This window comes from Pseudonocardia sp. GCM10023141, from assembly GCF_042653605.1.
On the sequence record NZ_JBHSIR010000038.1, the window covers coordinates 78,832 to 105,806 of the forward strand.

Here is a 26,975-nt window from a genome sequence, read left to right on the forward strand (position 1 = left end):
CCGTACGGCGCCGGGGAAGTACTACGAGTGCAGCAGCCCCAGCAGCGTGCCCGGTCCCACGGTGGTGGCTCCGCAGGCCTGCACCCGCTCCCGCAGCCCACGATCCGCGGTCACCACCGTGACGGGACCGGTCAGCTCAGCCGCCAGCGCCGCGATCGCGCTGTCGCCGTCGTGCTCGGCGCGATGCACCCGCAGCCGCGGGTGCTCGGGGATCGCGGCGGTCCGGGCCGCACCTTCGAGAACGAGGTGCACCACGCCGTCCGGGCTCACCAGCGTCGCGAGCCCGCCACCGTCCAGGGCAGCGACGAGCCGCGCGGCCAGCCGGGTGGCGGCCCCGGCCCGGTCGCGCCACCAGCCGTCCGGGCGGGAGCCGACGACGTTGGCGGCGTCGGCCACGAGATGCCCGGCGACGAGCTGCACTCCTCGTAGCCGGGTCAGGCCCGGTGCCCCGGAAGCTCGCTCGCTGCCGCCCGGTCGATCAGCCACAGCGTCCGCTCCGCGCCGACCGCGCCTGCGACCGGGACGTCCACCTCGGCGGCACCGCCCAGCGCCGCTGCCACGGCCGGAGCCTTGCCCGCGCCCGCCGTGACCAGCCACACCTCGGCGGAGCGGCGGATGGTGGCCAGTGTCAGCGACACCCGGGTGGGCGGTGGCTTCGGGCAGTCGTGCACGTCGACGACGGTGCGGGTGGTCTCGTGCACGGCGGGGGAGTCGGGGAACACCGACGCGGTGTGGCCCTCCTCGCCCATCCCGAGCAGCACGACGTCGAACAGCGGATCGCGCGGGGAGCCGGCGAGCAGTGCTGCGTAGTCGGCGGCCGCGGCCTCGGCGCCGTCCGGGCCGGTGCCGGTGTCGGCGCCCATCGGGAACACCTTCGCCGGGTCGACGGGCACATGGTCGAGCAGCGCGGCCCTGGCCTGGGTCTCGTTGCGCTCCGGGTCGCCCGGCGGCAGGAACCGCTCGTCGCCCCAGAAGAACTCCACCCGAGCCCAGTCGACGGCGTCGCGGGCCGGCGCGGCGCGGATCTGCTCCAGCATGCCGATGCCCACGCCGCCGCCGGTCAGCGCGATCCGTGGCGTGCCGCCCGCGGCCTGCAGGTCGGTGAGCCGCGTGATGAGCCGCGCCGCCGCGGCCGCCGCGAGCACGTCGGCGCCGGAATGGATCACGACCCTGGCCCCGTTCACGGCCCCGCTCATGATGAGGTCACGTTCAGCGCCGGCACCTTGATGGGGGTGCGGCCCCGTCCGATGGAGCTGACACCGCCGAGCGCTTCCCCGTAGATCTCGTCGGGGTCGAGCCTGCGCAGCTCCTCGGCGAGGCAGTCACGCACCTCACGACGGGCCAGCGCGACGAGCCGGTCGGGCTGGCCCGGCTGGCGCAGTGCCCCCGTCTTGCCGTCGGGACGGACGAGCTCCACCGGGCCGGACGCGCGCTCCAACCGCACCGACACCAGGCCCGGCCCGCTCTGCGCAGGCGACCGCTTGACCTTCGTGCCCAGCCGCACCTGCAGCCAGCCCGCCATCAGGTCGGTGGACGGCGAGACCGCCTCGCCCGCCACCACGGCGCCCGTGACGGGCTCGTGCGGCGGGTGGTCCAGCGCCGTGGCGAGCAGGGCGCGCCACGGCGTGAGCCGCGTCCACGTCAGGTCGGTGTCGCCCTCGACGTGGTGGGCGCGGCGCTGCTCGAACGCCTTGAGCGGGTTCTTCGACGCCAGCGCGTCGGTGATGCGACGCTGGGCGAGGCGGCCCACGGCGTCCTGCGACGGGTTGGCAGGCGCCTCACCGGGCCACCAGGCCACCACCGGGGCGTCGGGCAGCAGCAGCGGCATGACCATGCCGGCACCGGCGTCATCGGCGGCGAGCGCGCCGTAGCCGCGCAGCACCACCACCTCGCTGGCGCCGGCGTCGCCGCCGACACGGATCTGCGCGTCGAGCCGCGCCGCGGCCTTGCGCTGCCCGCGCGCCAACACGATCACGCGGCAGGGGTGCTCGCGGCTGGCCGCGTTGGCCGCGGCGATGGCGTCCTCGATGGCGGCACCGTCATCGGTGATCATCACGAGCGTCAGCACGCGGCCCAGCGCGAGCACGCCACCGTGCTCGCGCAGCTCGACGATCTTCTTGTTGACCGCCGAGGTGGTGCTCGACGGGAGGTCGACGATCATGTCCAGCTCCTGGTGTCGTTACTGGTCACGGCCGGCGCCACGTGCGACCGGTGCGGGCGAGCATCGCGTTGGCCGACTCCGGGCCCCATGACCCCGCGGGGTAGGGATCCGGACCGTCCTTCTGTGCCGCCCAGTGCTCGATGACCGGGTCGAGGATCTCCCAGGACCGCTCCACCTCGTCGTTGACGGGGAACAGGCTCGGCTCGCCCAGCAGCACGTCGAGGATCAGCCGCTCGTAGGCCTCGGGGGAGGCCTCGGTGAACGCGGTGCCGTACCCGAAGTCCATCGTGACGTCGCGCACCTCCATGGTGCTGCCCGGCACCTTGGACCCGAACCGCATGGTGACGCCCTCGTCGGGCTGCACCCGCACCACGAACGCGTTCTGGCCGAGCTCCTCGGTCATCGTCGCGTCGAAGGGCAGGTGCGGGGCCCGCTTGAAGATCACCGCGATCTCGGTGACGCGGCGGCCCAGCCGCTTGCCCGTGCGCAGGTAGAACGGCACGCCCGCCCAGCGGCGGGTGTCGATCTCGCAGGTGATCGCGGCGTAGGTCTCGGTGCCGGACTCGGGGTTGAACCCCTCCTCCTCCTTCAGCCCCGGCACGAGCTCGCCGCCCTGCCAGCCGCCGTCGTACTGGCCGCGGGCAGTGGTCTCGTCCAGCGGCCCGATGAGCTTGGTGGCGTTGAGGACCTTGATCTTCTCCGCGCGCAGCTCGTTGGAGGAGAAGGACGTGGGCTCCTCCATCGCGATGAACGCGAGCAGCTGCAGCAGGTGGTTCTGGATGACGTCGCGGGCGGCGCCGATGCCGTCGTAGTACCCGGCGCGCCCGCCCAGCCCGATGTCCTCGGCCATCGTGATCTGCACGTGGTCGACGTAGTGGGAGTTCCAGATCGGCTCGAACAGCTGGTTGGCGAAGCGCAGTGCCAGGATGTTCTGCACCGTCTCCTTGCCGAGGTAGTGGTCGATGCGGAACACCGAGTCCTCGGGGAACACGTCGTTGACGATCGCGTTGAGCTCGATCGCGCTCTTGAGGTCGTGCCCGAACGGCTTCTCGATGACGACGCGGCGCCACTGGTCACCCGGCTGCGCCGACAGTCCGGAGCGCGCGAGCTGCTTGCACACCACCGGGAACGCGCCGGGCGGGATCGACAGGTAGAACGCGTGGTTGCCGTTGGTGCCGCGGATCCGGTCGAGCTCCTCGACGGTCTGTTCGAGCCGGTCGAACGCGTCGTCGTCGTCGAAGCTGCCCTGCACGAAGCGGAAGCCCTCGGCGAGGCGATCCCACACCGACTGGTTGAACGGCGTGCGCGCGTGCGCCTTCACGGCCTCGTAGACGACCTGGCCGAAGTCCTGGGTCTCCCAGTCGCGGCGCGCGAACCCGGTGAGCGCGAAGCCCGGCGGCAGCAGTCCGCGGTTGGCGAGGTCGTAGATGGCGGGCATCAGCTTCTTGCGTGAGAGGTCACCGGTCACACCGAAGATCACCAGGCCACACGGGCCCGCGATCCGCGGCAGCCGCTTGTCGCGCGCGTCGCGCAGCGGGTTGCTCCACGCCTGCGCGCCGGTCGTGTCGGCACTCATCGCTCTCCCTGGTCGTGCATGTCTGGTGGCGGTTCGGTGGTGGCGGTGCTCGGGGTTCCGGCGGCGATCATTGCAGCCGGGTCACAGCTCCTGCACGGCACGCACCAGCGTGACGAGCCCGACCACCCGGTCGGTGAGGTGCAACCGCAGCACGGTGGCGCCGTCGCGGGTCAGTGCGGCGGCGTCGGCACGCGCGCTGGCCTGCTGGAACGCACTGAAGGGGTCGCCACCGGGATCGTCGCTGCCATCACCGTCACCGTCCGATCCGGTGACCTGGCAGACGGCCGTGGCCGTGGCCAGCGCCCGCTCGGCCCACCCGAACGCGGTGATCCGCCCGGTGCGCCGCGTCAGCTCGGGGCGCAGCAGCGCGGCCGAGGCGTCGTCGTGGCGGTCGAGGTAGGCGTGCACGGCCACGCCGGGATGCGCCTCGCCCGCTGCGAGCAGGGCTCTCAGCGCGTCGGCGACGGTGGCCGTGCCCGGGGGCAGCCAGTCGCCGAACACCTCGACCATGCCGTCGGTGAAGGTGGGCCGGTCGGCGGTGGCGGTGGGTGACCCGGACTCGGGCGGGGCCGGGGTGTCGCCGGTCAGGTGCGCCGCGGCCGCCACGGCGTGCTGCCAGAGCAGCATCTGCGCGGCGGGGGAGCCCGCGGTGACGATGTCGGCGCCGCTGTCGTCGCCGCCACCGTCGTCGAAGGCGATGGTGCGCTCGGCCCACCCGGGTGCGCCTGGCGACTCGACGACCACGGGCAGCAGCGCCCGGCCGAGTCCGGCGGCCAGCAGCCCGGCCACCCACTCGGCCAGCGGCTCCCGGCCGTCCAGTGCGACGACCGGGGTGTCGGCCAGCAGGGCACCGAGCGTGACGGCCGGGTCGGACGCCTCGTCGGTGCCGAGCAGCGCGCGCGTGTCGGCGGCGTCGGCGAGCACCGCCTCGACGTCGGCACCCGCCAGCCCGGCCGGCACCAGCGCGAACGCGGTGAGCGCCGTCCAGGGACCGGTGACCCGGGCGGGGCCCAGCACCACGACCGCGCCGTCGGCGCGGGCGATCAGCGGGCTGTCGGGGGTGGCCACCAGCACGGTCTGGTCGGCGGGGTCGAGGCCGTCGGCCCGCATCGCACCCGCGACGGTGTCCCAGACCAGCTCCAGTCCCGCTGTCGGCGCGCCGTCGGGCGCGCTCACCACGAGGACCGTGGATTCCAGGTCACCCGCGAGCGCCTCGGCGACCTGCACCGGGTCGGTGCCGTCGAGCACGGTCAGGCGCGCGCCGGGCCCGGCCAGCACCTCGGCCGCGACCCCGGTGCCGCCGGTGCCGGCGAGGACGACCCGGCCGAGGCCGGCCACCCGCAGCCGTTCCCGCAGCGCACTGATCTCACCGACCAGCGGCCGCGCGCCCCGGGCGGCGTCGACCCAGCCGGGGTCGACGCCGCCGGGCCGGCGCTCACCCGCGGCGGTGCGGGACGCGACGGCGTCGGCCACCAGCCGGGCCACCGCGTCCGCGGACGGGATGACGGTGGTGGAAACGCCTGTCATCGTGCTCCTGTCCCTGATCTCCTACTTGGCGGCGTCGAGCTGGCCCTTCACGGAGTCCAGCAGCTCCGCCCAGGACTTCTCGAACTTGTCGACGCCCTCGTCCTCGAGCACGAGGAACACGTCGGTGAGGTCGACACCCGCCGCCGCAACGGCGTCGAAGACCTCCCGGGCCGCCGGGCCGGTACCGGTGACGGCGTCGCCACCCGCGACCAGCTCGCCGTGGTCGGCGAACGCCAGCATCGTCTTCTCCGGCATCGTGTTGACGGTGTCGGCGACGACGAGCTCGGTGACGTAGAGCGTGTCGGAGTAGTCGGGGTTCTTCACCCCGGTCGAGGCCCACAACGGCCGCTGGACCTTGGCACCCTTGGCCGCCAGCGCCGCCCAGCGCTCGCCGGCGAACACCTCCTGGTAGGCGGCGTAGGCCAGCCGGGAGTTCGCGACACCCGCCTTTCCACGCAGCGCCAGCGCCTCCTCGGTGCCGATCTTCTCGAGGCGCTTGTCGATCTCGGTGTCGACGCGGGAGACGAAGAAGCTCGCCACCGACGTGATGCCGGCCAGGTTGTGCCCGTTGGCCGCGGCCTGCTCGAGACCGTCGAGGTAGGCGTCCATCACGGCGCGGTAGCGCTCGACGGAGAAGATCAGCGTGACGTTGACGCTCACGCCCTCGGCCAGCGTGCGGGCGATCGCCGGCAGGCCGGCCTCGGTGGCCGGGATCTTGACGTACAGGTTGGGCCGGTCCACGGCCTTCCACAGGTCCAGCGCCTCGGCGACGGTCGCGTCGGTGTCGCGCGCCAGCAGCGGGCTGACCTCGAGCGAGACCCGCCCGTCGACCCCGCCGGTGGCCTCCCACGTGCTGCGGAAGACATCGCAGCCCTGCTGGACGTCGGACACCGTGATCTCGCGGACGGCGTCCTCGAGCGCCGCGCCGCGGGCGGCGAGCTCGCGCACCTGCTCGTCGTAGGCCTCGCCGTGCGACAGCGCACCGGCGAAGATCGTGGGGTTGGTGGTGACACCGACGACGTGCTTGTCGGTGATCAGCGACTGCAGGTTGCCGCTGCGCAGGCGCTCGCGCGACAGGTCGTCGAGCCAGATGGAGACGCCTGCTCCGGCGAGGTCGCCGAGTCGGTCGGTGCTCATGAGTTCCTCCTAGGAGACGGTGGCCAGGCTGCGCCGGGCGGCGGCGACGACGTTCTCGGTGGTGAAGCCGAACTCGCGGAACAGCGTTGCGGCGTCGGCGCTGGCCCCGAAGTGCTCGATCGAGACGTTCTCGCCCGCGTCACCGGTGAACCGGTGCCACGGCATCGCGATTCCCGCCTCGACGCTGACCCGCGCCTTGACCGCCGCCGGCAGCACCGACTCGCGGTAGGCGGCGTCCTGCTCGTCGAACCACTCGATGCACGGCATGGAGACGACCCGCGTGGGCACACCGTCGGCCTCCAGCGCCTCGCGCGCCGACACGGCCAGCTGCAGCTCGGAGCCGGTGGCGATGAGGATCACCTGCGGGGTGCCGGAACTCGCGTCCGCGAGCACGTAACCGCCCTTCGCGACGCCCTCGGCGGACGTGCCCGCGAGCACCGGCAGGTTCTGCCGCGACAGCGCGAGGCCCTTGGGGCCCTCCGGGCGCTCCAGGGTGGCGCGCCAGGCGTAGGCGGTCTCGTTGGCGTCACCGGGGCGCAGCATCGCGAGCCCCGGGATGGCGCGCAGCGCCGCCATGTGCTCGATCGGCTGGTGGGTGGGGCCGTCCTCACCCAGGCCGATCGAGTCGTGCGTCCAGACGTAGATGACGCTGGACTTCATCAGCGAGGCCAGCCGGACCGCGCCGCGCATGTAGTCGCTGAACACGAGGAACGTGCCGCCGTAGGGCCGGGTGGGCCCGTGCAGCGCGATGCCGTTGAGGATCGAGCCCATCGCGTGCTCGCGGATGCCGAAATGCAGCGTGCGGCCGTAGGGCTGCGCCTTCCACGACTTCGTCGCGATCGAGGTGGGCCCGAACGAGTCGGCGCCCTCCATCGTGGTGTTGTTGCTCTCGGCGAGGTCGGCCGAGCCGCCCCACAGCTCCGGGAGCACATCGGCGAGCGCGCCGAGCACCTCACCGGAGGCCTTCCGGGTGGCGAGACCCTTGGGGTCGACGTCCCAGGTGGGGAGAGCCTTGTCCCAGCCGTCGGGCAGCGTGCGGCCGATCATCCGGTCCAGCAGTGCCTTGCGCTCGGGCTCGCGCTCGGCCCAGGCGTCGAACGTGACGCTCCACTCCTTGCGCAGCGCGGCACCGCGGGCGCCGACCTCGCGGGCGTGGGCGAGCACGTCGTCGTCGACCTGGAAGGTCTGCTCCGGGTCGAAGCCCAGCGCCTTCTTGACCCCGGCGACCTCGTCGGGGCCCAGCGCCGAGCCGTGCGCCTTGCCGGTGTTCATCTTCGTGGGCGCGGGGTAGCCGATGATCGTGCGCAGCAGGATGAACGACGGGCGCGCCGTCTCGGCCTTGGCGGCGGCCAGCGCCTCGAGGATGCCGCTGACGTTCTCGCCGCCCTCCACCACCTGCACGTGCCAGCCGTAGGCCGCGTAGCGCGCCGCGGTGTCCTCCGACAGCGCGATGGTGGTGTCGTCCTCGATGGAGATCTTGTTGTCGTCGTAGACGAGCGTGAGGTTGCCCAGCTGCTGGGTGCCCGCGATCGACGACGCCTCGGAGGTGACGCCCTCCTCGATGTCACCGTCGGAGGCGATCACGTAGATCTGGTGGTCGAACGGGCTCGCGCCGGGTGCGGCGTCGGGGTCGAACAGCCCGCGCTCGCGGCGCGCGGCCATCGCCATGCCCACGGCGGAGGCGAGGCCCTGCCCCAGCGGCCCGGTGGTGATCTCGATGCCCGGGGTGTGGCGGTGCTCGGGGTGGCCCGGGGTCTTGGAGCCCCAGGTACGCAGCGCCTTGAGGTCGTCGAGCTCCAGGCCGTAGCCGGAGAGGAAGAGCTGGATGTAGAGCGTGAGGCTGGAGTGCCCGCAGGACAGGACGAACCGGTCGCGGCCGATCCAGTCCTCGTCGCTCGGGTCGTGGCGCAACACGCGCTGGAACAGCGTGTACGCCAGCGGCGCGAGGCTCATCGCGGTACCGGGGTGGCCGTTGCCGACCTTCTGGACGGCGTCGGCGGCGAGCACCCGTACGGTGTCGACGGCGCGCTTGTCCAGATCGGTCCAGTCGGCGGGCACGATGGCTCGGGTCAGGGTCTCGATGTCGGTCTCGGCCACAACACTTCCCTTGGCTCTCGGGTGGGGGCCCTGCTCTGCTGGGTGTTCCAGGCGGCCACATTCGGTGCTTGCTGATCGTGCTCGCTACAGCGGTCCGGCTCTCCGGCCAGCCTAGTCACCGTCTGCTCTGGACGTGCGAGCGACGGCCGGATGATCACCGGTCGGGAGTACCGGGCCCGGCCGCCACCGTGCCCGCTCCCCGGATCCACCCCCGAGGTCGCCCCACGAACCCCCCGGCTATCATCGACGCGTTGTAGAACTGACGTCGTCCGACGCCCACCACATGCGGATGCGAGGTTGCCGGTGACCGTGCCCGTGTCCCACAAGGGACCCACGCAGGAGCCGCACGTCCCGGGTCACCGGGGTGCCCTGCAGCGGGTGCGTGCCACCGTCGGGGCCTATCTCGGCCTCACGAAGACCCGCATCATCGAGCAGTTGCTCGTCGTCACGGTGCCGGCCATGTTCCTGGCCCAGCGCGGCAGGGTGGGCGGGGGAATGCCGGACGTGTGGCTGATCCTCGCCACGCTCGTCGGCGGCGCGCTCGCCGCGGCCAGCGCCCACGCGCTCAACTGCGTGGTCGACGCCGACATCGACGCGGTGATGAAGCGCACGTCGCGCCGCCCGCTGGCGAAGGGGCAGGTGCCCCCGCGCAACGCGCTGATCTTCGGGCTTGCGCTCGGGGTCATCAGCTCGGTGTGGCTCGGGCTCACCACCAACTGGCTCGCGGCGGCGCTGTCGGTCGCGGCCATCGCGTTCTACGTGCTGGTCTACACGATGCTGCTCAAGCGGCGGACGTCGCAGAACATCGTGTGGGGCGGCGCGGCGGGGTGCATGCCGGTGGTCATCGGCTGGGCCGCGGTCACCGGCGACGTCGGCTGGCCGGCGTGGGTGATGTTCGGCATCATCTTCTTCTGGACGCCGCCGCACTTCTGGGCGCTCGCCATGCGCTATCGCGAGGACTACGCGTCGGCGGGGGTGCCGATGCTGCCCGTCGTCGCCACGGCGGCGCAGGTGTCGTTCCGGATCGTCGTCTACTCGTGGGTGATGGTGGCCGCCACGCTGGCGCTGCTGCCGGTCACGTCGTGGATCTACGCCGCCATCGCGGTGCTGGGCGGCGCGTGGTTCCTGTACTCGGCCCACCGGCTGCACGCGGGCGTCGCCCGGGGTGTCGAGCCGCAGCCGATGAAGCTGTTCCACCTGTCGAACATGTACCTGTGCGGCCTGTTCGCCGCGATCGCGGTCGACGCGGCCATCGGCCTGCCGGTTCTGTTCCACTGAGGCCCTGCGGCCGGCGCCATCCCGTCGAGAACGACGTTGCCATGATCAAAAGGGCTTTCTGATCATGGCAACGTCGTTCTCGACGGTCAGCTGTAGTGGGCGGCGTGCTCGACCCGCAGCTTGTACTTGAGCACCTTGCCGCCGACGGTCTCGGGGAGGCTCGCGGCGAACACGATCGCCTTGGGCCGCTCGAAGCCGCCGAGCCTGTCGCGGCAGAAGTCCAGCAGCGCGGCCTCGGTCGGGGTGGCTCCCTCGCGCGGCACCACCACCGCGGTGACGGCCTCGCCCCAGCGCTCGTGGGGCAGCCCGATGACCGCGGCGCGCAGCACGTCGGGGTGCGACAGCAGGACCGCCTCGACCCGCATGCTGGAGACGTTCTCGCCGCCGGTCTTCACGATGTCCTTGTAGCGGTCGACCATGATCCGGAGCCCGTCGTCGTCCGGGGTGGCCCCGCTCTCCTTGACAACGCTGTCGCCGGAGTGGAACCAGCCGCCGCGGAACGCCTCGGCCGTCGCCTCGGGGTTGCGGTAGTAGCCGGCCGTGACGACGGGTGAGCGGTAGACGGCCTCGCCGGGCTCGCCGCGCACGGGCGTCCCGTTCTCGTCGACGACGTCGGAGGCCAGCAGCGGGCTCGGCACCCCCACGTAGTTGACGGCGGGCGCGGTGCGCTGGTGCACCTCCGGCCACTTCGACGGCCAGAAGCGGTGGCACGCGATGGCCTCGGTCTGCCCGAAGATCCCCAACGTGACCAGCTCGCCGCCGCAGCGCTTCTCCAGCCCCGCCACCAGCGCGGGGGCGAGCGCGCCCCACCCGTAGACGAGCACCTGCAGGGCGTCCACGTCGAGCTCGGGGCGCGCGTCCAGCTCGGCGGCCAGCGCGGCCACGAACTGCGGTGATCCCGCCCAGAGCGCCGTGCTGTGCTCGGCGGCGAGCGCGTCGGCGACCGGACCGGGTACCGGGCGCCGCCCGATGAGCACCGAGCCGCCGGACAGGAACGCGGAGAACGTGAAGATCTGGTCGCCGATGTGGTAGATGATCGGCAGGAAGACCGCCAGCTTCAGATCGCTCTCGTGGCGCAGCCCGCGGGTGAGCGACAGCGCGAAGTTGAGCGCCGCCAGGTGCGTCATGGAGTGCGAGAGCATCGCGCCCTTGGGTAGGGCGGTGGTGCCCGAGGTGAACAGCAGCTGCCAGATGTCGTCGCCGTGGATCTCCACCTCCGGCTCGGTGGCCGGGTGCCCGGCCAGTAGCTCGGAGAACGACATGCTGCCCGCGATCGGGCCGCCACCGATCGTGATGGTGGCGCCCACGCGCAGGCCCGTCGCGTCGAAGGCCGCCTGCGCCTGGGGCCACAGCTCGGCGTCGACGATCGCGAAGCCGGGCTCGGTGAGCTCGATCAGGTGGGAGACGACGTCGGGGGCGAGGTTCGGGTTGAGCGGGACGGCCACCATCCCGGCCTTGGCGATACCGACCTTGGACAGGTAGGCCTCCACCGAGTTCTCGCAGAACAGCAGCACCCGGGCACCGGGTTGGAGGCCGGCCGCGGCCAGCGCGTGGGCCAGCCGGTTGGCGGCCTCGTCGGCCTCCCGGTAGGTGACGCGCGCGAAGGCCTCGTCACCGTAGGCGCCTGCCCAGCCGGCCACCGCGACCTTGTCGGGATAGCTCCAGGTCAGCCGCTCGAACACGTCGCCGACGGACGTGCGCTCGAAGCGATGCACCGCGCGCCGGCCGCGCAGGGTGGTGACGTCGATGTCCATGCGTGCCAGCATTCGTGACGGCAGTCACGGAATCAAGCCTTAGTCACCAGCAATTCACTCGGAGCGGCCGTGACGCCGAGGCAGGCATGGGCCATCGTGTCGAGCAGTTCGGTGAGCCGGTCGGTGGCGAGCCCGCTGCGGAAGAACAGCGTGGACTGCACCGCGCCGATGGCGGCGTGCACCGCGAGGCGCAGCTCGCCGTCGGCGAGGTCGCGGCGCAGCGGGGCCAGCACGTGCACCCAGTCCTCGAGGTAGTGCCGCTGCAGCCGCCGCAGCCTGCGCCGCTCGTCGTCGGGCAGGTTGTGGATCTCCCGGTGGTAGACCGCGAGCACGTCCCGATCCTGGATCGCGACGCGAATATGGTCTCTGATCAGCGCGGACAGTGACGCTCGCTCGTCGGCCCCCGTGGCGAGGACGGCCTCGGCGCCTGCCTGCAGGCGAGCCATGATCTGATCGAGCAGCGCGATGAGGATGGCTTCCTTGCTGTCGAAGTGGCGGTAGATCCCCGACCCGACGATGCCGGCCTCGGCGCCGATGTCGGCCATCCCGACCGTGTGGAAGCCGCGCCGCGCGGCCAGCTCGGCTGCCGCCGTGAGGATGCGCTCCCTGCGGTCGGGGTCGCGCTGGCGCCGCGGCTTCGTGCTCTCCATCTGGTCAGCATGGCATCTCGGCAGTAGGGTCGTCACCAGTGAACGGCGAATCACTTTGGAGCCAGTGTGGACTTCCTCGACAGTGACGAGCATCGCGACCTGCGGTCCGCGGTGGGCTCGATCGCGGCGGGCTTCGGCGGTGAGTACTACGCGGAGCACGCCCGAGCGGGCGAGCCCTGCCACGAGCTGTGGACCGCGCTGGGCGATGCCGGGTTCATCGGCGTCAACATCCCCGAGGAGTACGGCGGCGGCGGTGGTGGCCTCGCCGATCTGACGATCGTGTGCGAGGAGATCGCGGCCCAGGGCACGCCGATCCTGCTGCTGCTCGTGTCGGCGGCCATCTCGGCGGAGGTCATCGCCGAGTTCGGCTCCGAGGAGCAGCGCAAGGAGTGGCTGCCGGGCCTCGCGAGCGGGCGCACCCGGGTGGTCTTCGCGATCACCGAGCCGAACGCGGGTTCCAACACCCACCAGCTCGCCACCACGGCCGTCCGATCCGGCGACGAGTGGGTGATCAGCGGCGAGAAGTACTACATCTCCGGCGTCGACGAGGCCGAGGCGCTGCTGCTGGTGGCACGGACGGGCCGCGGCGAGCAGGGGGCCGCGAAGCTGTCGCTGTTCCTGGTGCCCACCGACGCACCGGGGATGCAGAAGATCCCGTTGCCCGTCGACGTGATGCTGCCGGAGAAGCAGCACACGCTGCGCTTCGACGAGGTGCGCGTGCCCGCGTCGGCGCTGGTCGGCGAGGAGGGCGCCGGGTTCCGGCAGGTCTTCCACGGCCTCAACCCGGAGCGGATCACCGGCGCGGCACTGTGTGTGGGCATCGCCCGCTACGCGCTGGACCGGGCGTCGCGCTACGCGAAGGACCGGCAGGTCTGGAGCGCTCCGATCGGCGCGCACCAGGGCGTGTCGCACCCGTTGGCGAAGGCCAAGATCGAAACCGAGCTGGCTGCGCTCATGACGCACAAGGCCGCCTGGCTGCACGACCGCGGCCTGCCGGCGGGCGAGGCGTCCAACATGGCGAAGTACGCGGCAGCCGAGGCGGCGCTCGCCGCGATCGACGCCGCCATCCAGACCCACGGCGGCAACGGCGTCGCCAGCGAGTTCGGGCTGCTGCCGTACTGGGGACTGGCGCGGCTGCTGCGCATCGCGCCGGTGAACCGCGAGATGATCCTCAACTTCGTCGCCCAGCACAGCCTGGGCCTGCCCCGGTCCTACTAGGAGCCCCGATGGACCTCACCGAGAACCTGATCCAGCGGATCAACGTCGGCGACATGCTGACGCGCACGGCCGCGCTGCGTCCCATCCGGCTCGCGGTCGTCGACGGCGACCGCCGGTGGACCTACGCGGAGTTCAACGCGTGGGTCAACCGGCTCGCGCACGGCCTCACCGGTCGCGGCTACGTCCGGGGCGACGCGCTGGGCCTCGCGTCGGCCAACAGCGCCGAGTTCCTGGCCGTCTACTTCGCGTGCGCCAAGCTCGGCGTCGTCTGCGTGCCGATGAACCTCGGCTGGCGCCCCGACGAGGTGGCCTACGTGCTGGGCCACTCGCAGGCGCGCGGGATCGTGGTGGAGAGCCAGCTCGTCGACGCGATGCGCGAGGGCATCGCGAAGGTCTCCGACGTGGCCGACGTGATCGTCGCGCCTGGCACCGGGGCGGCCTACACCGTCGAGCCCGCCGACCGGCACTGGTCGACGCTCGACGCGCTGCTCGCCGACGACGCGTCCGAGCCGCAGGTGGTGGTCGAGGACGCCGACGGGCTGAGCTACCTCTACACCTCGGGCACCACGTCGTTCCCCAAGGGCGTGGTCGGCAGCCACAAGGCCATCTACATGGGATCGATGTCGGGTGCGCTGGAGTCGGGCTGGAACGCCGAGGACCGCTTCATCGCGATGATGCCGATGTTCCACACCGCCCAGCTCAACGCGTTCTGCACCCCGGCGGTGCTGGTCGGTGCCACCCTGCACGTCTCCCGCGGCTTCGACCCGGCCGCATTCCTCGACACGATCGAACGCGAGCGGATCACGCAGGTGTTCGGGCTCCCGATGATGTTCCGGGCCGCGCTGGAGCACCCGTCGTTCGCCGGCCGCGACCTGTCGTCGTTGAAGCGGGCCGTCTACGCGATGGCCCCGATGCCCGACGCGCTGATCCGCGCCTGCCTCGACGGGTTCGGCTGCGACTTCGCGCTGCTGTTCGGTCAGACCGAGATGAGCCCCGTCACCACGCTGTTCCGGCCCGAGCACCAGCTCACCCACATCGGCGCGGTGGGCACCCCGATCACCGGCGTCCAGGTCGCGATCATGGACGCCGACGGCGCGCTGCTGCCCGCGGGCGAGCAGGGCGAGATCGTCTACCGTGGCCCGTCGACGATGAACGGGTACCTGCGCAACCCCGAGGCCACCGCAGCCGCGTTCGCGCACGGCTGGTTCCACTCCGGCGACGTCGGGCGCTTCGACGACGACGGCGTGCTGTGGTTCGCCGACCGCTACAAGGACGTGATCAAGACCGGCGGCGAGAACGTGGCGTCGATCGAGGTCGAGAAGGCCGTCTACGCGGCCGACGCTCGCGTCGCCGAGGTCGTGGTGGTGGGACTGCCGCACGAGCGCTGGAGCGAGGCGATCACAGCCGTGGTCGTGCCGAAGGCGGGGGAGCGGATCGACGAGGTGGAGCTGCTCGCCGCGGTGAAGCAGCGGCTCGATGGCTACAAGGTGCCGAAGGCGGTGATCGTGGTCGACGAGCTGCCCAGGACGTCCACCGGCAAGATCCAGAAGAACGTGGTCAGGGATGCCCACGCGACGCACTACGGGAGTTCGTGAATGCCGGTACTGAGATCAGCGATCGACACCTCCGCAGCGGAGTTCGTCGCCAACCGCACGGCCCAGCTCGCGGTGCTCGACCAGCTCGACGAGCAGCTGCGCCTCGCGATCGACGGCGGCGGCCCGCGCTACCAGCAGCGCCACCGCGACCGCGGCAAGCTGCCCGCCCGCGAACGCATCGAGCTGCTGCTCGATCCGGATGCACCGTTCCTGGAGCTCTCGGCGCTCGCGGCGTGGGGCACGGAGTTCACGGTGGGCGCCAGCGAGATCACCGGCATCGGGGTGGTCTCCGGCGTCGAGTGCGTGATCATCGCGCACGACCCGACCGTGCGCGGCGGCGCGATGAACCCGTTCTCGCTGAAGAAGACGTTGCGAGCGCTGGAGATCGCCCGGCTCAACCGGCTGCCCGTGATCAACCTCGTGGAGTCCGGCGGCGCCGACCTGCCCACCCAGGCCGACCTGTTCGTGCCGGCCGGGCGGATCTTCCACGAGCTCACCGAGCTGTCGTCGATGGCCATCCCGACCGTCGCGCTGGTGTTCGGCAACTCCACCGCGGGCGGGGCCTACGTGCCCGGGATGTGCGACTACTCGGTGCTCGTCGACCGGCAGGCCAAGGTCTTCCTCGGCGGCCCGCCGCTGGTGAAGATGGCCACCGGCGAGGACGCCGACGACGAGTCGCTCGGTGGCGCCGAGATGCACAGCAGGGTCTCGGGTCTGTCGGACTACTTCGCCGTCGACGAGCACGACGCCATCCGGCTGGGTCGCGAGATCATGTCGCGGATCAACTGGCGCAAGCTCGGGCCCGCGCCCGCGCTGAACCCGGCGCCGCCGCGGTACGACCCAGACGAGATCCTCGGCATCGTCTCCAGCGACATCAAGGTGCCCTTCGACCCGCGCGAGATCCTCGCGCGCACCGTCGACGACTCGGACTTCGACGAGTACAAGCCGCTCTACGGCACCTCGCTGGTCACGGGCTGGGCCTCGATCCACGGCTATCCGGTGGGGGTGCTCGCCAACCATCGCGGCGTCCTGTTCAGCGAGGAGGCGAAGAAGGCCTCGGAGTTCATCCTGCTGGCCAACCAGACCGACACCCCGCTGGTCTTCCTGCAGAACACCACCGGCTACATGGTCGGCACCGACTACGAGCAGGGCGGCATCATCAAGGACGGTGCCAAGATGATCAACTCGGTCACCAACAGCGCCGTGCCGCACCTGACGATCAACATGGCCAGCTCGTTCGGTGCCGGCAACTACGGGATGTCGGGGCGGGCCTACGATCCGCGGCTGATGTTCGCCTGGCCGGGAGCGAAGCTGGCGGTGATGGGCGCCGCCCAGCTCGCCGGCGTGATGTCGATCGTCGGGCGGGCCTCGGCGTCCTCGCAGGGCAAGCCGTTCGACGAGGCCGCCGACGCGCAGCGCACCGCCACCATCGAGGCCCAGATCGAGGCGGAGTCGCACGCGTTCTTCGTCACCGCCCGGCTCTACGACGACGGGCTCATCGACCCCCGCGACACCCGCAGCGTGCTGGGGATGTCGCTCTCGGCCGTCCACTCGACCACCGTCGCCGGCCGTCGCGGCTTCGGCGTCTTCCGGATGTGAGCCGCATGCCTCTCCAGAAACTCCTCATCGCCAACCGCGGCGAGATCGCGCTGCGGGTCATGCGCACAGCGCACGCGCTCGGCATCGCGACCGTGGCCGTGTTCTCCGACCCCGATGCCGACGCGCCGTTCGTCGCGTTCGCCGACGAGGCCGTGCGGCTGCCGGGATCGGCGCCGTCGGACACCTACCTGCGGGGCGACCTCGTCATCGCCGCCGCGCAGGCCACCGGTGCGGACGCGGTGCACCCGGGCTACGGGTTCCTGTCGGAGAACGCCGGGTTCGCGCGCGACTGCGCCACGGCCGGGCTGACGTTCGTCGGACCCTCACCCGAGGCCATCGCCTCGATGGGCTCGAAGCTGGAGGCCAAGGCGCTCATGGAGGCCGCCGGGGTGCCGGTGCTGCCCGGCGCCACGGTCACGCCCGACACCGACCTCGCCGCCGTGGCCGCCGACATCGGGTTCCCGGTGCTGGTCAAGGCCGCGTTCGGCGGCGGCGGTCGCGGCATGCGTGTGGTCCACGCCCCCGGCGAGCTCGCCGACGCCGTCGACGGGGCGCGCCGCGAGGCCGCGTCCGCGTTCGGCGACGGCACGGTGTTCCTGGAGCGGTTCGTGGTCGACCCGCGCCACGTCGAGGTGCAGATACTGGGCGACAACCACGGCACCGTGGTGCACCTGTTCGAGCGGGAGTGCTCGATCCAGCGGCGCTACCAGAAGATCGTGGAGGAGGCCCCGTCCCCGGCGGTCGACGAGGCGCTGCGGGCGGAGCTGGGGGCGGCGGCCGTCGCGGCGGGCAAGGCGATCGGCTACGCCGGTGCGGGCACCGTGGAGTTCGTGATGGATGCCAAGGGCGCCTTCCACTTCCTGGAGGTCAACACGCGCCTGCAGGTGGAGCACCCCGTCACCGAGCTGATCACCGGGCTGGACCTGGTGGAGCTGCAGTTGCGGGTGGCCGAGGGCGAACCGCTTCCGGCGTCGGTCACCGGCGCCCGCATCACCGGCCACGCCATCGAGGTGCGCCTCTACGCCGAGGACGTGGCGGCCGGGTTCCTGCCGGCCACCGGCACGCTGCACCGCTTCCGCGTGCCCGACGGGGTGCGCGTCGACTCCGGGGTCGTCGACGGTTCGGTGGTCGGCACGCACTACGACCCGATGCTCGCCAAGGTCATCGCCCACGGTGCCACGCGCGCCGACGCGGCCCGCGCGCTGGCGCGGGCGCTGCAGCGGGCGCAGCTGCACGGCGTCACCACCAACCGTGATCTGCTGGTCGGGATCCTGCGCGAGCCGGAGTTCCTCGCGGGCGGCACCGACACCGGCTACCTGACCAGGCACGATCCGGCGCAGCTCGGGGCCGGGGTCGATGCCGCACCGCACGCGCTGGCCGCGGCGCTGGCGCGGCAGAGCGTGCACCGCAGCGGTGCGCGGGTGCTCCCGGAGATGCCGTCGGGGTGGCGCAACGTCCGTTCTGCACCGCAACGGGTCAGCTACCTGGTGGGCGAGCAGCAGATCGACGTCGGCTACCGGATCGGACGCTCCGGTATCGAGGCCACCGTGGACGGCGAGCCGCTCGGCGCCACCGTCACGCTGGTGTCGGCGGCCGCCGACTCCGTGGTGCTGGAGATCGACGGGGTCCGGCGCCGCTACGGCGTGCACACCGTCGACGGGGTCGCCTACGTGGACGGGCCCGAGGGCAGCGTGGCGCTGGCCGAGGTGCCGCGCTTCGCCGACCCCAACGCCACCGCGCACGCCGGCTCGCTGCTCGCGCCGATGCCCGGTGGGGTGGTGCGGGTGCTGGCCGAGGCGGGTGCCACCGTCACGGCCGGGCAGCCGCTGGTGGTTCTCGAAGCGATGAAGATGGAACACACTGTCGCGGCACCGGTGGCCGGGCAGGTGGTCGAGGTGCACGTCCGTCCCGGGGACCAGGTGGTCACCGGTCAGGTGCTCGCGGTCGTAGCCGACCCGGAGGAGACGTCATGAACATCGCGACGCTGTTGCGGCGCTCCGCCGCCGATCACGCCGGCCAGGTGGCGCTGCGCCTGGACGACACCGAGATCGGCTACGCGCACTTCGCCGACAAGGCGGCCCGCTTCGCCGGCTACCTGCTCGCCGAGGGGCTGGCGCCGGGTGACCGCGTCGGCTTCTTCCTGCCCAACACGCTCGAGTACCTCATCGGGATGTTCGGCACCTGGCAGGCAGGCGGCGTCGGGGTGCCGCTGAACTACATGTTCCCCGAGGCCGCGCTCGCCCACGCGATCACCGACTCCGGCGCCACCCACCTGGTGGTGCTGCCCGGCGACGTCGACCGGCTCAAGGCCCTGCTGGGCGATCGCGCTCCGGTGCTGCTCACCACCGGCGACGGCGGCGGGTTCGCGGCGGCCGTCGCCGAGCACGCGCCGGTGCACCACGTCGTCCCCCGCCGCGACGGTGACGATGCGCTGATCATGTACACGTCGGGTTCGACCGGCGTGCCCAAGGGCGTGCGCCAGACCCACCGCAACACCGTCGCGCACTGCGACGCCGCGATCGACCTCTACGAGCTCACCGGCGACGACCACGTGCTCAACTGCATGCCGCTGTTCCACGTCGGCGGCCTGCAGCTGGCGAGCCTGACGATGCTGCTGCGCGGCGGGCAGATCACGTTCATGGCCAAGTGGGACCCGCTCGTGTGGCTCGACCTCGTGCAGCGGCTGCGGCCCACCTACGGCGGCCTGATCTCCACGATGATGATCGACGTCGGGAACCGCACCGTCGGCTCGCCGGTGGTGCTCGACTCGTTCCGCGTCTGCATGTTCGGCGGCTCCCGCACGCCCACGGCGTCGATCCAGCGGCTGGCGGCCGGCACCGGCATCCAGGGCATCGAGATCTACGGGCAGACCGAGCAGAGCGGGCTGGTCGTGTCCTACGCACCCGACGACACGCGCCGTCCCGACTCGATGGGCAAGCCGCTCGAGCAGGTCGTGCAGACCCGGCTGGTGCCGCCCACCGGCGGTGCCGACCTCGAGCCGGGCTCCGACGACGTCGGCGAGCTGTGGGTGCGCGGCGACGCGGTGAGCCCGGGGTACTGGAACCTGGATCTGGCCGAGAAGCGCGTGGACGGCTGGTTCCGCACCGGCGACCTGATGTCGCGCGACGCCGACGGCTACCTCTACTACGTCGACCGGATCGACGACATGATCGTCTCCGGTGGGGAGAACATCTTCCCGCAGATGGTGGAGGAGCACCTCGCCAACTGTCCCGACCTCGCCGAGGTGGCCGTGATCGGCACGGCGCACGAGCGCTGGGTGGAGCAGGTCACGGCGGTGGTCGTGCCCAACCGCGCGGGTGTCACCGTCGAGGACATCGCCGCCTACTGCGCGGGCGACCCGAACCTGCGGGGCATGCACCGGCCGCGGCGCATCGAGATCGTCGACGCGCTGCCGCGCACGGGCAGCGGCAAGCTCAACCGGCCCGAGCTGCGGAAGCAGTTCCCATGAGCGTGGTGTACAAGGTCGACAACGGGGTGGCCTGGCTGACCATCGACCGGCCCGAGGCGCGCAACGCGCTGAGCAAGGCCGTGCGCGACGGGCTCTGGGACGGCATCCGGACGTTCAACGCCGACGACTCCGCCGCCGTGCTGGTGCTGACCGGCACGGGGGAGAAGGCGTTCTGCGCGGGCGGGGACCTCAAGGAGATGGCGGCGTCGGCGCTGCAGGTGCCGCCGCCGGACTTCCTGCCCCAGTTCGGCCGCAACGTCGACGTGCCCAAGCCGACGATCGCTGCGGTCAACGGGGTGGCGTTCGCGGGCGGTTTCCTGCTGGCGCAGCAGTGCGACCTCGTGGTCGCCGCCGATCACGCGACGTTCGCCGTGTCCGAGGTGAAGGTGGGTCGCGGCTCGCCGTGGGCGGCGCCGTTGTCGTGGCTGGTGCCGCCGCGTGTCGCCATGGAGATCCTGCTGACCGGCGACCCGCTCACCGCCGAACGCGCGCTCGCGCACGGCCTGGTCAACCACGTCGTGCACCTGGCCGACCTGCATGACCACACGCAGGCACTCGCCGAGCGGATCGCGGCCAACGCGCCGCTGTCGGTGCGGGCGGCGAAGCGCACCGCCTACCTCTCGGCCCCCGTGGTGTGGGACCGGGCCGAGGAGATCTGGGAACCGGTGTACCTGTCGGCCGATGCGCAGGAGGGCCCGACGGCGTTCCGGGAGAAGCGGCGCCCGGTCTGGCAGGGCCGGTAGCGCGGGGGAGAGCGGGTCGGGCGTTGCGCTAGCATTTGGCCGGGCCGTTACTGGCGTGCAAGAGATGGATCACCATCGGGGACCGGCCCGGTCACCACGACCCGTTGCCGTGCGCCTGGGCCTTCCCTGAGTTCGAGGAGGCCACAGCCATGTCCGCACCTTCCGCATCGGCGGCGTTCAACGCCAGCCTGGACGTCGTGCGCGCCGTCGAGCCGCGCATCGCGCAGGCCATCGCCGACGAGCTGAGCGCGCAGCGCGAGTCGCTCAAGCTGATCGCGAGCGAGAACTACGCCTCGCCCGCCACGCTGCTGGCGATGGGCAACTGGCTGTCGGACAAGTACGCCGAGGGCACCGTCGGTCGCCGCTTCTACGCCGGCTGCCAGCAGGTGGACACGGTCGAGGCCATCGCGGCCGAGCACGCCCGCGAGCTCTTCGGCGCCGACCACGCCTACGTCCAGCCGCACTCGGGCATCGACGCCAACCTCGTCGCGTTCTGGGCGATCCTCGCCCAGCGGGTGGAGGCCCCGGCGCTGGCGGCCGCCCAGGCCCGCCACGTCAACGACCTCACCGAGCAGGACTGGGAGACGCTGCGCCGCGAGCTGGGCAACCAGCGGATGCTCGGCATGTCACTGGACGCGGGCGGGCACCTCACCCACGGCTTCCGCCCCAACATCTCCGGCAAGATGTTCCACCAGCGCAGCTACGGCACCGACCCGGCCACCGGCCTGCTCGACTACGACGCGCTGCGCGAGACCGCCCGCGAGTTCCGGCCGCTGATCCTCGTCGGCGGCTACTCGGCCTACCCGCGGCGGGTCAACTTCGCGCTCATGCGCGAGATCGCCGACGAGGTCGGCGCCACGCTGATGGTGGACATGGCCCACTTCGCGGGGCTCGTGGCGGGCAAGGTGCTCACCGGTGACTTCGACCCGGTCGCCCACGCCCACGTCGTCACCACCACCACGCACAAGACGCTGCGCGGCCCCCGCGGCGGCATGGTGCTGTGCACCGACGAGCTCGCCGAGCACGTCGACCGCGGCTGCCCGATGGTGCTCGGCGGCCCGCTGCCGCACGTGATGGCCGCCAAGGCCGTTGCGCTCGCCGAGGCGCGCACCGCCGAGTTCCAGGACTACGCCCAGCGCGTCGTCGACAACGCCGTCGCGCTGGCCGAGGGCCTCCTGCGCCGCGGCGCCCGGCTCGTCACCGGCGGCACCGACAACCACCTCGTCCTCATCGACGTCTCTGCGCACGGTCTCACCGGCCGCCAGGCCGAGTCGGCGCTGCTGGACTCCGGGATCGTCACCAACCGCAACTCGGTGCCGCAGGACCCCAACGGCGCCTGGTACACCTCCGGCGTGCGCATCGGCACCCCGGCACTCACCACCCGCGGGCTGGGGGTGTCCGAGATGGACGAGATCGCCGAGCTCATCACCACGGTGTTCACCCACACCACCCCGCGCAGCGACGCGGCGGGCAAGGCGTCCAAGGCCACCTACGAGCTCGACGCGTCGGTGGCGGCGAAGGTCGCCGAGCAGGCGACCGGCCTGCTGGCGGGCTTCCCGCTCTACCCCGAGGTCACGCTCGGGGGCTGACCGCCCACGGGTGTCAGGGCCGGCAGCAGCAGCTCGGCCAGGAACTCCGCGACATCGCCCGGCGGGTCGGTGAGCACCAGTGACAGCGTGATCCGCACGAGCCACTGGGTGAGGATCACCGGGTCCCGCCGGGCGATGTTGCCGGCGCTCATCGCCAGCGCGACGAGCGGCACGATGGCCGTGGTGGCCTGCTCGGTGAACCGCAGGCTGTCGCTGGCGAAGAACGCGCCGATGACGTCGCGCTCGTCGGCGAGGATCTTCGCCAGCACCGGGTGCGCCCTGGCCTCCGCCACCACCGCGGCGATCAGCTCGATCACCGACCGCGGCCCGATCGGCCAGCTGATCCGCTCGGGGAGCGAGTTGATCACCCGGCTGCCGTCGCGCACCGTCAGCAGCATCGAGAGCTGCTCGATGGTGCCGACCTGCCGGTAGACGGTGGTGCGGTTGACGCCCAGCTCCTGCGCCACATCCTGCACCGACGTGCGGCGGATGCCGTAGCGGGCGAAGCAGCGCGACGCCGCGTCGAGGTAGGGGTCCAGCGCCGGCGGCGGCACCGGGGGCAGGCCCTGGATCGTGAAGACCGGTGATTCCACGGGTTCCCCTTCGGCCGGCACTTGCCATCCGATGCAACAATAGAGCAAAGTTGTTGCATCGTAGCTACTCCGGTCGGTCGAAGGGGAGGGCCCATGACGACGACGTCGGCTCGCGACAGGACAGCAGCCAGGCTCCTGAAGTCCTCCGCCGCCCGCTCCTACGACCCCGACGTCGACATCGACTGGTCGGAACCGGCGTTGCCCGACAAGTACTTCCTGCCCGAGCACCGCGTCTCGCTCTACGGCACGCCGCTGTGGGAGCGGCTCTCGCCCGAGCAGCGCCGCGAGCTGGGTAAGCAGGAGATCCTCTCGATCACCAGCTTCGGCATCTACGCCGAGGTCGCGCTGATGCACCTGCTGCTCAAGGTCGCCACGCTGCGCGACCCGACGAGCAGCCACGCGCAGTACGCGCTCACCGAGGTGGCCGACGAGTGTCGCCACTCCACGATGTTCGGCATGGCGATCAGGCACTCCGGCGTCGAGGCGTTCCGGGTGCCGCGGTGGTTGCGCAGGCTCACCGACCTCGCCGCGATCCTGCCCATCGGCCCGGCCACCTACGGCGGCACGCTGCTGGTGGAGGAGCTGCTGGACCGGTTGCAGCGCGAGAGCCTCGCCGACGAGAGCGTGCAGCCGATGATCCGGATGGTGAACCGGATCCACGTGCTCGAGGAAGCGCGCCACATCTCCTTCGCCCGCGCCGAGGTGCTGCGGATGGTGCCGCGACTGGGCGCCGTCGCGCTGGCCGTCAACCGGGTGGCGCTGGGGGCCGCCGCACCCGCGCTCGTCGGGATCCTCATCAACCCGAGGGCCTACGCGGCCGTCGGGCTCGACCCGAAGGCCGCCCGCGCCGCGGCCCGGGCCAACCCGCACCACCAGGAGACCCTGCACTGGATGGGTGAACGGATCGTCGAGTTCCTCCGCGACTCCGGGATGATCCACGGCAGGCTCACCACAGCGCTCTGGCGACGTTCACACCTCCTCGGATCGGCGGCCTGACCTCCATGAAGGACTTCTCCGACAGGGTTGTCGTGATCACCGGCGCCGGCTCGGGCATCGGCCGGGCGCTGGCGATCGAGCTGGCCGGGCGCGGTGCCCGGCTGGCACTCTCCGACGTCGACGCGGTCGGCGTGGGCGACACCGTCGCGCGCTGCGAGAAGCTCGGCGCCACGGCCCGCGACTACCACCTCGACGTGTCCGACCGCGCCGCGATGCTGGCCCACGCCGACGAGGTGGTCAGCGACTTCGGCCGCGTCAACCTCGTGGTCAACAACGCCGGTGTGGCCGTGATGGCCAGCGTCGCCGACACCACCTGGGACGACCTGGACTGGATCGTCGGCATCAACTTCTGGGGCGTCGTGCACGGCACGAAGGCGTTCCTGCCGCACCTCATCGCGTCCGGTGACGGGCACCTGGTCAACATCTCCAGCGTCTTCGGCCTGATCGGCGTGCCGACGCAGAGCGCCTACAACGCCACGAAGTTCGCCGTGCGCGGCTTCACCGAGGCGCTGCGGCAGGAGATGCTGATCGAGAAGCGCCGCGTCGGCGTCAGCTGCGTGCACCCGGGCGGTATCCGCACCAACATCGCCCGCGACGCCCGTGCCCAGCACATGAACGCGGCCGAGCGCGACTCGGAGTTCCTGAAGATCGCCCGCACCACCCCGCCGGAGGCGGCCCGCACGATCATCCGCGGCGTCGAGCGCAACCGGCCCCGCATCCTCATCGGCGCCGACGCCCACGTCATCGACGCGCTGCCGCGCATCCTCGGGCCCGGCTACCAGCGGATCCTGACCAGCGGCGCAGGTATCGCGAAGCGGTTCGGCATCGACCTCGGGCTGTAGCGGTGGAGCCGGGGTACAGCGGTCCCGCCACCGTGCTCATCGCCGAGCGCGAGGTGGCCGTGGCGGTCGTGCTCCGCGGCCACTTCGAGCCGATCGATGGGTTCTACCACTGGTACGGCCGGGTCGCGACGAACGCGGAGCTGGCCGGGCTCGTCACCGGCAACCGGGCGAGCGTGGTGCTGCGCACGCCGGAGGGGGAGCAGCCCGCGGAGCTCACGGACCCCGACCTCTGGCAGCGGTTCCGCATCGGCGGGCTGAGCACACCGCCGTTCACGGAACGCTGACGGCGGTGCCGGGTCGCCGGTCCCCGTTGCAGGAAAGCCACTTTCCCGCAACGACGTTGCGGCAAAGTGGCTTTCCTGCCATCGCCCGCCGCTCGCTGCACCCCGACCAACCCGCCGCGTGGCGGGGGCGAGCGGTGCCCCCCGCAGGTGACGGCGCCAACGGTTTGGCCTCGGCGCCGATGTTGGGACGTTGGCGCGGTGGCCGATGGGTTGGCGCGGTGGGCCTTCCCGCAACGCGCGCCCTACGCCCGGGCCTGTGCCTCCACCGCCGCGGTCATGGTGTCGATCAGCTCGTCGCCGAGCCGGTCGAACTCCTTCTTCATGAACGGGTCGACGAGCCGGGCGAGGCCGTGGAAGACGACGTGGGCGTGGTAGGTGATCGTGGTGCCGCCCTCGACCGGGACGAACGAGATCGTGTCGGTGGAGGTGGCCGTCTTGTTGTTGCCGACGAAGACCAGCTGCTGGGGTTCGGCCTTCTCCAGGCGGTAGACCAGCGTCGTCTCCTTGCCGCGGAACACCGAGACGTTGCGCCACTCGCTGCCGATGTCGATCGGGCCGGCGGCGACCGGCACGCACGTGACCGTGCCGGGATCCCACGACTCGGCGTGGGCGAAGTCCTTGAGGTAGTCGACGACGGCGGGTAGCGGTGCGCGGACGGTGAGGGTGCGGGAGACGTCGACCATGGACACAGTCTGAGGCCATCGGGCGTCGCCCGCGACTCGAGCGCCGGATGACGGACGGACCGCTGATCACTCGTCCGAGCACAACTGTCCGGGATACCGGACGCAGATGGGCGCGCCGGGATGGTGCCGACAGCGGTCCGGGGTGTTCTGTGTCGGTGTGCCCACAACCACCGTCGCCACCACCGTCACGGTCGGAACCGGACCGCTGTGCCGCGCCGACGTCGTCGCTGTCGCACGTGGCGGCGCGGCGCCGGTGCTGGCGCCGGAATCGCAGCGGGAGATCAGCCGCTCGCGCGCGGTGATCGAGGCGCTGGCCGACGACGTGGTGCCCCACTACGGCGTCTCGACCGGGTTCGGGGCACTGGCCACCCGCCACATCCCGGTCGAGCGCCGCGCCGACCTGCAGCGCAGCCTCGTCCGCTCCCACGCAGCCTGCTCCGGGCCGGAGGTGGAGCGCGAGGTCGTGCGCGCCCTGATGCTGCTGCGCCTCTCGACCCTGGCGACGGGCCGCACCGGCGTCCGGCTGGAGACGGCGAGCACCTACGCCGCGCTCGTCGCCGCCGGGATCACGCCGGTGGTGCGCGAGTACGGCTCGCTGGGCTGCTCGGGCGACCTCGCACCGCTCGCGCACTGCGCGCTCGCGCTGATGGGGGAGGGTGAGGTCCGCGACGCCGACGGCGTGCTGCTCCCCGCCGCCGCCGCGCTGGCCGCCGCCCGCATCGCGCCGGTGTCGCTGCGCGAGAAGGAGGGCCTCGCGCTGATCAACGGCACCGACGGCATGCTCGGCATGCTCGTGCTCGCCTGCCACGACCTGCGCCGCCTGCTGGTCACCGCCGACCTGACCGCCGCCATGAGCGTCGAGGCGCTGCTGGGCACCGATGCGCCGTTCGCCGCCGATCTCGCCGCGCTGCGCCCGCACCCGGGGCAGGCCGACAGCGCCGCCAACCTGCGCGCGCTGCTCACCGGCTCCGCGATCATGGCCAGCCACCGCACCCCCGACTGCACCCGCGTGCAGGACGCCTACTCGCTGCGCTGCGCGCCGCAGGTGCACGGCGCCGCCCGCGACACGCTCGGGTACGCCGAGACCGTCGCCGACCGGGAGTTGGCCGCGGCGATCGACAACCCGGTGGTCACGCTCGACGGGCGGGTGGAGAGCAACGGCAACTTCCACGGTGCCCCGGTCG

Annotated in this window: 23 protein-coding genes and 1 riboswitch; of the genes, 12 read left to right on the plus strand and 11 right to left on the minus strand. The window is 72.0% G+C overall.

Annotation, left to right across the window (positions count from 1 at the left end):
• Positions 1–21 precede the first annotated feature (21 nt).
• The 7 genes from ACFPFQ_RS23695 to tkt all read right to left on the minus strand — a co-directional run bounded on the left by ACFPFQ_RS23695 (position 22) and on the right by tkt (position 8,498).
• A complete protein-coding gene (locus ACFPFQ_RS23695) occupies positions 22–486 on the minus strand; it encodes a hypothetical protein (RefSeq protein WP_379622396.1) in 465 nt (154 codons plus the stop codon).
• Positions 435–1,196 carry a 6-phosphogluconolactonase gene (gene pgl, locus ACFPFQ_RS23700; protein ID WP_379622398.1) on the minus strand — a complete coding sequence of 254 codons (762 nt, stop codon included), beginning with the start codon at positions 1,194–1,196 and terminating at the stop codon, positions 435–437. Before pgl ends, ACFPFQ_RS23695 begins: the two co-directional genes overlap by 52 nt.
• Positions 1,193–2,161, minus strand: coding sequence for a glucose-6-phosphate dehydrogenase assembly protein OpcA (gene opcA, locus ACFPFQ_RS23705; RefSeq protein WP_379622400.1), 969 nt, complete (start codon positions 2,159–2,161; stop codon positions 1,193–1,195). The genes pgl and opcA overlap by 4 nt, the downstream gene beginning before the upstream one ends.
• A gap of 25 nt (positions 2,162–2,186) precedes the next feature.
• Positions 2,187–3,737 (minus strand): glucose-6-phosphate dehydrogenase, encoded by a 1,551-nt coding sequence (gene zwf / locus ACFPFQ_RS23710; RefSeq protein WP_379622402.1) that lies wholly within the window; start codon positions 3,735–3,737, stop codon positions 2,187–2,189.
• An 81-nt stretch (positions 3,738–3,818) separates the two neighbouring features.
• Positions 3,819–5,264, minus strand: coding sequence for a glucose-6-phosphate isomerase (locus ACFPFQ_RS23715; RefSeq protein WP_379622404.1), 1,446 nt, complete (start codon positions 5,262–5,264; stop codon positions 3,819–3,821).
• A 21-nt stretch (positions 5,265–5,285) separates the two neighbouring features.
• On the minus strand, positions 5,286–6,401 hold the full coding sequence (tal, locus tag ACFPFQ_RS23720; RefSeq protein WP_379622408.1) for a transaldolase: 1,116 nt from the start codon (positions 6,399–6,401) through the stop codon (positions 5,286–5,288).
• Positions 6,402–6,410: 9 nt separating this feature from the next.
• The gene (gene tkt / locus ACFPFQ_RS23725) at positions 6,411–8,498 is read right to left on the minus strand and encodes a transketolase (protein WP_379622410.1); all 2,088 of its coding nucleotides are present in this window, start codon (positions 8,496–8,498) and stop codon (positions 6,411–6,413) included.
• Positions 8,499–8,807: 309 nt separating this feature from the next.
• Between tkt and ACFPFQ_RS23730 the strand changes: the two genes are divergently transcribed.
• Positions 8,808–9,776: a heme o synthase gene (locus ACFPFQ_RS23730; RefSeq protein WP_379622452.1), complete on the plus strand. Its 969-nt coding sequence runs from the start codon at positions 8,808–8,810 to the stop codon at positions 9,774–9,776.
• An 86-nt stretch (positions 9,777–9,862) separates the two neighbouring features.
• Here the strand turns inward: ACFPFQ_RS23730 and ACFPFQ_RS23735 are convergent, their stop codons facing one another.
• Together ACFPFQ_RS23735 and ACFPFQ_RS23740 are read right to left on the minus strand one after the other, a co-directional pair.
• Positions 9,863–11,530 (minus strand): AMP-binding protein, encoded by a 1,668-nt coding sequence (locus tag ACFPFQ_RS23735; protein WP_379622412.1) that lies wholly within the window; start codon positions 11,528–11,530, stop codon positions 9,863–9,865.
• A gap of 32 nt (positions 11,531–11,562) precedes the next feature.
• Positions 11,563–12,180: a TetR/AcrR family transcriptional regulator gene (locus tag ACFPFQ_RS23740; protein WP_379622414.1), complete on the minus strand. Its 618-nt coding sequence runs from the start codon at positions 12,178–12,180 to the stop codon at positions 11,563–11,565.
• 66 nt (positions 12,181–12,246) lie between these two features.
• Between ACFPFQ_RS23740 and ACFPFQ_RS23745 the strand changes: the two genes are divergently transcribed.
• From ACFPFQ_RS23745 to ACFPFQ_RS23775, 7 genes are all read left to right on the plus strand, one after another.
• Positions 12,247–13,398 carry an acyl-CoA dehydrogenase family protein gene (locus ACFPFQ_RS23745; protein ID WP_379622415.1) on the plus strand — a complete coding sequence of 384 codons (1,152 nt, stop codon included), beginning with the start codon at positions 12,247–12,249 and terminating at the stop codon, positions 13,396–13,398.
• 8 nt (positions 13,399–13,406) lie between these two features.
• Positions 13,407–14,993 (plus strand): AMP-binding protein, encoded by a 1,587-nt coding sequence (locus ACFPFQ_RS23750; protein ID WP_379622416.1) that lies wholly within the window; start codon positions 13,407–13,409, stop codon positions 14,991–14,993.
• Complete coding sequence (locus ACFPFQ_RS23755) at positions 14,994–16,592, plus strand: acyl-CoA carboxylase subunit beta (RefSeq protein ID WP_379622418.1); 1,599 nt, start codon at positions 14,994–14,996, stop codon at positions 16,590–16,592. It abuts the gene before it with no gap.
• A 5-nt stretch (positions 16,593–16,597) separates the two neighbouring features.
• The gene (locus tag ACFPFQ_RS23760) at positions 16,598–18,565 is read left to right on the plus strand and encodes a biotin carboxylase N-terminal domain-containing protein (protein WP_379622420.1); all 1,968 of its coding nucleotides are present in this window, start codon (positions 16,598–16,600) and stop codon (positions 18,563–18,565) included.
• Positions 18,562–20,061, plus strand: coding sequence for a class I adenylate-forming enzyme family protein (locus ACFPFQ_RS23765; RefSeq protein ID WP_379622422.1), 1,500 nt, complete (start codon positions 18,562–18,564; stop codon positions 20,059–20,061). Before ACFPFQ_RS23760 ends, ACFPFQ_RS23765 begins: the two co-directional genes overlap by 4 nt.
• The gene (locus ACFPFQ_RS23770) at positions 20,058–20,804 is read left to right on the plus strand and encodes an enoyl-CoA hydratase/isomerase family protein (RefSeq protein WP_379622424.1); all 747 of its coding nucleotides are present in this window, start codon (positions 20,058–20,060) and stop codon (positions 20,802–20,804) included. The genes ACFPFQ_RS23765 and ACFPFQ_RS23770 overlap by 4 nt, the downstream gene beginning before the upstream one ends.
• Before the next feature lie 36 nt (positions 20,805–20,840).
• Positions 20,841–20,932: riboswitch (ZMP/ZTP riboswitch) on the plus strand.
• Between the two features lie 21 nt (positions 20,933–20,953).
• Positions 20,954–22,393 (plus strand): glycine hydroxymethyltransferase, encoded by a 1,440-nt coding sequence (locus ACFPFQ_RS23775; RefSeq protein ID WP_379622426.1) that lies wholly within the window; start codon positions 20,954–20,956, stop codon positions 22,391–22,393.
• On the opposite strand, the gene ACFPFQ_RS23780 is transcribed toward ACFPFQ_RS23775, so the two are convergent.
• A complete protein-coding gene (locus ACFPFQ_RS23780; RefSeq protein ID WP_379622428.1) occupies positions 22,366–22,986 on the minus strand; it encodes a TetR/AcrR family transcriptional regulator in 621 nt (206 codons plus the stop codon). The genes ACFPFQ_RS23775 and ACFPFQ_RS23780 overlap by 28 nt on opposite strands.
• Before the next feature lie 93 nt (positions 22,987–23,079).
• On the opposite strand from ACFPFQ_RS23780, the gene ACFPFQ_RS23785 reads away from it, so the two are divergent.
• From ACFPFQ_RS23785 to ACFPFQ_RS23795, 3 genes are read left to right on the plus strand one after another with little or no spacing between them, the layout of a single operon-like run.
• Entirely contained in the window at positions 23,080–23,982 is a 903-nt protein-coding gene (locus ACFPFQ_RS23785; protein ID WP_379622430.1) for an AurF N-oxygenase family protein, read from the plus strand.
• Between the two features lie 5 nt (positions 23,983–23,987).
• Positions 23,988–24,824 (plus strand): SDR family NAD(P)-dependent oxidoreductase, encoded by an 837-nt coding sequence (locus tag ACFPFQ_RS23790; protein ID WP_379622432.1) that lies wholly within the window; start codon positions 23,988–23,990, stop codon positions 24,822–24,824.
• A gap of 2 nt (positions 24,825–24,826) precedes the next feature.
• On the plus strand, positions 24,827–25,108 hold the full coding sequence (locus ACFPFQ_RS23795) for a DUF4873 domain-containing protein (RefSeq protein WP_379622434.1): 282 nt from the start codon (positions 24,827–24,829) through the stop codon (positions 25,106–25,108).
• A gap of 242 nt (positions 25,109–25,350) precedes the next feature.
• Here the strand turns inward: ACFPFQ_RS23795 and ACFPFQ_RS23800 are convergent, their stop codons facing one another.
• A complete protein-coding gene (locus ACFPFQ_RS23800; RefSeq protein WP_379622436.1) occupies positions 25,351–25,791 on the minus strand; it encodes an SRPBCC family protein in 441 nt (146 codons plus the stop codon).
• Between the two features lie 157 nt (positions 25,792–25,948).
• Between ACFPFQ_RS23800 and ACFPFQ_RS23805 the strand changes: the two genes are divergently transcribed.
• Positions 25,949–26,975 (plus strand): aromatic amino acid lyase (locus tag ACFPFQ_RS23805; protein WP_379622438.1); only part of this gene is annotated, 1,027 nt, incomplete at its 3' end.